Raw genomic sequence first — 6,195 nt, forward strand, 5'->3', positions numbered from 1 at the left:
GCCGAACTCGGCGGCGTGCGGGGAGATGAGTAGTGCCGACACATGCCACGACTACAGCGTGTCACGCCAAGAAGGTTGACGATGCACCCGAATCGGTCGAACCTCCGGCACTCGCGAGGGGGCTCCCCACCCCTTCAGGGGAAGGCGACTGGGGCCTCCTCATGGGCATCAGCGCGGCCGAATTCGCCGCCCGCAGCTTCGGCGCCGACTCCGCCGGCCTCCAGCACGCCCGAAACTTCGCCCGAAAAGTCCTGGAAGAATGGGGACTTACCGCCTACATCGATGACGCAGTCATCGTCGTCGGCGAGCTCATCGCCAACGCCGCACGCCACGCACTGGAACCGGACAGCCACGAGGAACCCACCGCCACAGCCTGGCTCGGGCTCGTACGCAGGCAGCAGGCTGTCATATGCGCGGTGGCGGATCCGAACCCTTGCGCGCCCACACTTCAACACCCCGGACAGCTCAGCGAATCAGGACGCGGCCTGCAGATCATCGCAGCACTCAGCGCATCCTGGGGCTGCTCCCAACCGCAGAGCACCGGAAAAATGGTGTGGGCCCGCGTCCCGACAGCTCCCCACTCCTAGCGCCGCGCCGGGCACGCGCCTGGACACAATACCCAGCGATACCCGGGCCAGCTCCCTGCCACCCAGCTGCCCCTCGCTCACGACGTGTTGAAGAAGCAACCCCCGTCCATGCGATGGCCACCTGGGCGCGTGGGCTGGAGGAAGCCGGCCTCACCCCGGCGGTGGAGGTCGTCCGTGACCAGGTCCGGCCGCCGAAGCGAAGCGCCCTGACCTTGATCAACAAGGCCAGGCTCAAGGCAAAGGGCACCCATCTCAGCACAACGATTCCAGTGGATTCGAAGCCGTGCCGCGCGGGTCAGGGCGGCAGCGGATGTCGACGATGGTGGTGTGCGGCTGCTGCGTGGCTTCAGTGGTCGGTGCCTTCGGGCTGCTCCTCGGCCGGAGACGTAGCTGTCGGCTCCGGTGCGTCGGGGGAGGTGTAGAAGACCGAGGAGCCCTGCTTGGTGCGCTGAGCCTGGCTCTTGGCCACGAGTCCTTCGAGGGTGACGCGCACGACCTTGGTCTTGATTCCGCGCTCGGGATGGGCCTGGCTGAGCGCGGTGGCAATCTCCGCCGCGGAGCGCGGTTCGCCCTGCTCGGTGAGATGGCGGCGGATGAGTTCCACCAGGGTGGGCTGTGCTGTCTTCGCGGGGGCCGCAGCCTTGGCCGGGGGCTTCTTGGCGGCGGACTTCCTGGCCGTCGGGCTTCCCTGCGCGGCCGTGGTCTTCCTGGCTTGCCGCTTGCCGCTCGGCCCGGCGTCGGTCTTCTGCCGGGGGGAGGGCACTGCGGCGCTCTCGGGCGTGGCCGCGGGCTCAGCCGGTGTTTCCGGGATGCCGAGTGCCTGTTGCATGTTCACCAGCACAGTGTGGTCCTGCTGCAGGGCGGACAACTGCTCCTGCAGGGCGGTGATTTCCGCACCGATGCGTTCCTGCTCCTTGAGGTTGCGCTCAAGGTCGCCGGTCACCTGGGCGATGTAGTGCGATGTCAGTTCAGTGGTGGTGGTCGTGCTCTCGGACAATGTGTTGACCTTTCCTCGGTTTGCGGCCGTGGTGCAGGGTCTGCGGGGCGGCTTCGGTCCGGGCCGCATCCCTCTTGGTTGTGCCGGCGGCGCTGAGGGGCGCCGTTACTGCCGCAAGGTGTCTGGCGTTGAGATAGTACGGACAGGCGGAGCCGGTTGTTCCTCTCATGTAATGCCTTCTGTCCGAGGCCAGCCTCAAAGCCGCAGGGTCTGGTACCCGCGGGGCCTACCGCAGGGCCGGTCCGTACACGGGGCTGGGGCAGTTGCCAGAACACCTCGTCGGTTTCCCGGTTGTGGTGCCAGGCCTACAGCGTGTGTGGTCACCAGCCGGTCGAGAAGTTCTCCGGTCTGCTGGGGTGAGTGCCCGCACAGGCGGGCGAGGATGTCCATGTCGGTGCTGTGTTCGGCAACGGCGGACCTGTGCGGCCAGTACCAGGGCGGTCAGCCGCAGGGCGTGTGGTGTGGTCGGCAGGGGCAACGGCGCGGGGTGCAGGCTCAGTGGGCGGTGCGGCAGCGGGCACGGCGGCCGGGTGTCTGGTCCAGGACCGCGGCATCGAGCAGCCGCACCTGCACCAGGACGGACCTGACGGCCAGCGGTTCCGCAAGGCCTGGACCGACCTGCACCCCGCTGACGGCGCCGTCCGCTTCGACCACGACCACTACCTGAAGCTCTGGGCCCTCACCCAGCCGCGCATTGACGCCGACTTCCCGCTGCTGGACGAGGCCCAGGACACCCACTCCGTCGTCGAACAGATCTTCCTGAGCCAGCGCGACCACGCCCAGCTGGTCATGGTCGGGGACTCCGCACAGGCCATCTACCACTGGCGCGGCGCCAAGGACGTCATGACCAGCTACATACCCTCCTTCCTTCCCCTCCCAACGCCGCGCACGAGGGACAACACCGCTTGGATCTTGTGAAAGGCCATGTCCGCTCCCTGGGTCCGTGGGGTCTGCCTCCACCTCGGTAAGGCCTCCGGCCGCGGACTGGTTTTCCTGTCTTTCTGGCGGTGCACCGGCTAAGAAGCGCGCCGCGCCGCCCGGGCACGCCGGAACGTAGCCCGTTCTCGCTGTGCACCCGACAGCGGGGAGCACCGCATACATGAGGCGCTCGCCGATGCGGTGAGGTGCCCCTGGGGTGAGCGCGGAGCGTCGGCCCACTGTGATGTGGGCGTGACAGGTAACGACAACTCCTGGGACGCAAGCGCTGGTTGTTGAGATTGCCAGCCGCATGTCTGCGGCGCTCCATGGCCTTGGCCTGAATGGTGTCCAGTCCGCTAAACCATGATTTCGATCATGTTTTCTGTGTGCGGGCTGTGATGGGCTTGTGGCTTGGCGTGTACAACTCACACACCCATGAGGGGAATTCAAGAAGTGAGACTCTTACGTGCGTCGGCGTGGCGGCACGTTGCCGCTGGTGCCGCGCTGGCGTTACTGGCGGGGATGGGAACCGCGGCAGCGGCCCCCACGCCGCCCGCGCCCGGGCTGGGTGCTTCCCCGGCGGCCGTGGCAGCAGCAGGGCCGCAGGACCTGACGGCCATCGCCGCCGGGGGTGAGCGGCCGGTGTCGGGCAGAACCCCGTCGGCCGGCCCCAAGTTCTCCAAGTCGGGCACTGCCTGGCGGGTCATCACCCCGGACGTGGTGCTGCGGAACACGGTGACCGACGCGGACGGCGACACCGTGAACCTGACCTTCCAGGTGTATACCACGAACGCGGACGGTACCCCGAAGGCTCAGGTCGACCTCGATGGGCCTGGTGAGCACGGGGTGCTGGTCTCGCCGTACGTGGCCTCGGGCGGCCTGGCGAAGGTGCCGGTGCCGTACGGCAAGCTGAAGCCCGGTGTGCTGTACAAGTTCCGTACCTCTGCCTTCGACGGCAGCCTGTACGAGACGACTTGGTCGCCGTGGGCGGACTTCCGTATCGACCCGTACGTGAAGTTCCCTGCGGCGCAGACGTCGTCGACCATCGACCCGACCGCGCAGCAGATCACCGAGGTCAATCGGACGGATCCGGGGCCGGCCCTGCCGACGTTCGACGCGACCGGTGCGGTGAAGAGTCAGCCCACGCAGAAACGTACCTGCGGCAAGCAGGACACCGAGGGGCGCAAACTCTGCGTTGAGCTTTCCCCTCCCACCGCGCAGACGAAGGCGCGAGCGGAACAGCGTGCCGAGGCGCTGCGCGAGGCTGCGGAGGCGAAGGCCCGCAAGGCCGGTAAGTCTCCTGCTGAGGCGGCTGCGGTGGCGGCTGCCGCGCCTGCTGCGGATCTGGTCGACTGGTGCAACGACAAGCCGGTGGGCGAGGACTACAGGAACCGCACCGAGGCGTGCCTGAAGAACATCGGGTCGGGAACTCTGATCTTCGTCGACGCGGACCAGAGTGCGGAGATCGGCTTCGCCACGTTCGACTTCGAGATGCGGATCAAGGCGTACCCGAACAAGGGCGCGTCCGGGTCGGACTTCGCGGAGTTCGATCAGCAGATCCGCATCTTCCCGGTCCGCATCGACGCGGCGCTGGATGGCGTCACGCTGAAGTGGAACGCGCAGTCGACGTGCTCGTCGTGTGTGACGTCGGTGATTCGATGGGCCGACAACGATGACAACCACGCGGGTGACAGCGCCTACTGGGACGCGGACGCCTGGAGCGCGTACGACGGCAGGTGGGGCACCTACCAGACAACCTGGTCCGGCACGGGCAAGGAGACCATCGACCTGGGCTGGTCGGTGACCGCGACCGTGGACGCCAGCGACACTGCGACCGCGACGGCGGACTTCGGCACGTCAGGAATTCCAGGAGTACGGGAACTTGCGCCGCGCTGCGACGACATCGTCAAGGGCTCGGCGCCGGGCTGTGTGCTGCCGGGCTTTGCCCCGACCTGGACGGTGGACACCAATCTCTACCCGGCCGCTGGCGGGTACTACTGGTACATGCAGCAGGTGATGCCCGATCACGCCGGCTCGAAGCGGTGGGACTCGCTGATGCACTACCTGGGCCCGGACACCCCGTTGAAGAACAGCGCCGGCGGCACGTGGACGTCGGACAACAGCCGTGCCCGCGTGTGTGACAGCACCTGGAGCGTGCACCCGTCCGATGCGTCGGTGGGGTCGGTCGACTGTGACGAGTTCGCGATGGCCTCGACGCACGAGTCCGGCGGCTACCCGAACGGCGACAACCTGGTGACCTCAGGCAGCAAGTGCGCCCAGTTGCTCACCGACAAGATGGGCGACGGTTCGGCAAACTTCGGCCTCCTCGCGGACACCCGCACGGCGACGAACGGGCCGAGCGGTACGGAGCGGTGCGGCCGTGCGGCGATCCCGAGCGTGCAGAATCAGCGGGCGTTCACCGGGTTCCCCGCGCCGTCGTGGCGGATGCTGGACGGTGACGGGTTCTTCGTGACCCTTCCGGGGTTCGAGCACTGCACGTCGACCGCGTCGACCTGCACGTGGCGCAAGATCGGCTGACATAGCCCGAGCGTCAACAGATGAAGCAGGAAGGGGGCCAGCCCACAGGGCTGGCCCCTCTCTCGCCTGTGTCAGCCGGTCAGGGGCTGCCACCGTTCTTCCTGCGCCGGGTCGAGCCTGCTGCCCCACGCCAGCGCCCCACCGACCAGGCCCGGCTTGTCCCGCGTGGCAAGGTCCGGGGCCTCAAGCATGTCGGCGACGTCTTCCAGATAGGTGACCAGCGTGTCGAGCTCGTCGCCGGGGCCTTCGTAGTAGCGGGACCAGCGACCCAGGTAGCCGGTCGCTCCATCCAGGTACAGGCCCGAGGTCCGGTCCACCGCGCCGTGCGAGACCACCGGAATCCAGGTGGACTTCCACACGGTGATCCGGTCGTCTTCGGGGCGGAGGGCGTTGAGGGTGTCCTGGTGAGCTTGGGAGTCCATCTGCTGCCGGTAGAAAGCAGCTACAGCGTCCAGGGGCATCAGGGCCTGGTTGCCGGGCAGGCATCCCGCACCGCTGACCCCGTTGTCGCCCGCGGTCAGAAGCCACAGAGCACGCAGGTCGGCGGGTACCTGGACGCCGAGGTCCTCTTCCAGGGCGGTGATGGTGGCTGGGCTTGCGCCAGCGCGGAGCGCAGCATGGGAGTCGGGGGCGTTGCGCCGGAGCCAGCCGGTGATGCGCTGCCAGGCGTCGGCGATCTCCCGGCCGGTGACCTGGGCTGCGGCAGGATCGGCAAGCTGCCCCTGCTCCTCATCCTGGTCCTGGGCGCCCGCGGGCTCGACGGTAGGGGCCGGGTTCACGTACCGGATCTCGATACGGTCAGGCTCACGGATGTAGCCGACAGCCAGAGCGGGGCAGTCCTCGAACACGTCACCGTCAACCATCACGGTGAGGACGCCGGGCAGACCCGAAGACTGGCCCATGTCCGGGTCATCGGCCAACTGGCCGGCCAAGACCTTCAGTGCGTAGGGAACACCGGCCCCGAGCTGGGTGGCGGTGTCACGCACGTGCTGGGGGATCTCGACGATCACAGCCTGCAGCTCCTTGCTGGTCGATGGGAGGGCAGTGCCCCCTCACACAGTAGGACGCCCGCGCTCACCGGTGGGTGGTGCGGGCATCCATGCCCGTGGGGCGGCCAGAGCACTCGGCCGCTATCCGCCCGGGGTGACGAGCCCC

The 6,195-nt window shown here is 67.9% G+C and carries 4 protein-coding genes and 1 pseudogene; 3 read left to right on the forward strand and 2 right to left on the reverse strand.

The features are described from left to right. Window positions 1-161: 161 nt before the first annotated feature. On the forward strand, window positions 162-587 hold the full coding sequence (locus KCH48_RS38430) for an ATP-binding protein (RefSeq protein WP_210582105.1): 426 nt from the start codon (window positions 162-164) through the stop codon (window positions 585-587). Window positions 588-933: 346 nt separating this feature from the next. On the opposite strand, the gene KCH48_RS38435 is transcribed toward KCH48_RS38430, so the two are convergent. Then, complete coding sequence (locus tag KCH48_RS38435) at window positions 934-1,584, reverse strand: hypothetical protein (protein ID WP_210582107.1); 651 nt, start codon at window positions 1,582-1,584, stop codon at window positions 934-936. Between the two features lie 546 nt (window positions 1,585-2,130). Between KCH48_RS38435 and KCH48_RS38440 the strand changes: the two are divergent. Together KCH48_RS38440 and KCH48_RS38445 are read left to right on the forward strand one after the other, a co-directional pair. Then, window positions 2,131-2,439, forward strand: a pseudogene (locus tag KCH48_RS38440) (UvrD-helicase domain-containing protein); the annotation flags it as partial. Window positions 2,440-3,024: 585 nt separating this feature from the next. Beyond that, window positions 3,025-5,040: a hypothetical protein gene (locus KCH48_RS38445; protein ID WP_210582109.1), complete on the forward strand. Its 2,016-nt coding sequence runs from the start codon at window positions 3,025-3,027 to the stop codon at window positions 5,038-5,040. Window positions 5,041-5,111: 71 nt separating this feature from the next. Here KCH48_RS38445 and KCH48_RS38450 read toward each other — a convergent pair whose 3' ends face one another. Beyond that, window positions 5,112-6,050: an SMI1/KNR4 family protein gene (locus KCH48_RS38450; protein ID WP_210582111.1), complete on the reverse strand. Its 939-nt coding sequence runs from the start codon at window positions 6,048-6,050 to the stop codon at window positions 5,112-5,114. Window positions 6,051-6,195 lie beyond the last annotated feature (145 nt).

The organism is Streptomyces sp. GESEQ-4, from assembly GCF_017948455.1.
Classification (GTDB): domain Bacteria; phylum Actinomycetota; class Actinomycetes; order Streptomycetales; family Streptomycetaceae; genus Streptomyces.

Bases quoted from the DNA above. Each gene is read 5' to 3' on its own strand.
- KCH48_RS38430 (WP_210582105.1), top strand. From the start codon at position 162: ATGGGCATCAGCGCGGCCGAATTCGCCGCCCGCAGCTTCGGCGCCGAC.
- KCH48_RS38445 (WP_210582109.1), top strand. From the start codon at position 3,025: ATGGGAACCGCGGCAGCGGCCCCCACGCCGCCCGCGCCCGGGCTGGGT.